Genomic DNA, 404 nt, shown 5'->3' on the forward strand with positions numbered 1-404 from the left:
GTCGGTGAAGGTCGTCTATGACGCGCAGGGCGATTGGGCGCAGAACCTGCCGGGCACGCCTTCCGTGATAAACGTCTGGGGCTACCTGCTGGGCGCTGACCACACTCCGCTGCCCAGCGTTCAGCGGGAAATAGAAGACAGTACCGTGATCGATCTCGTCGCGCCGACCCTCATGGCCAGCGGATCGCCAAAACTCCAGATGTACTATATTGGTCCAAAGGAACGGCCGATCTTCAGGACGGTACCCTATACGGACCAGGCGCAGACCTTCGACCGACTCTATCCAGGCCACAACAAGGCGGAATTCTGGGAGTTCTTCTTTCCAGGAATCTACGGGTCATGGCAGCAATGGGCCAAGGAAACGGCCTCACGTCCGGTCCCCGACGATATCACTCAGACAGCGC

General features: G+C 59.2%; 1 pseudogene. It reads left to right on the forward strand.

Features of this window, described 5'->3' with window-relative positions:
* Positions 1-404, forward strand: a pseudogene (locus EN845_RS33975) (hypothetical protein); the annotation flags it as partial.

This window comes from Mesorhizobium sp. M8A.F.Ca.ET.202.01.1.1, assembly GCF_004791595.1.
Lineage (GTDB): Bacteria > Pseudomonadota > Alphaproteobacteria > Rhizobiales > Rhizobiaceae > Mesorhizobium.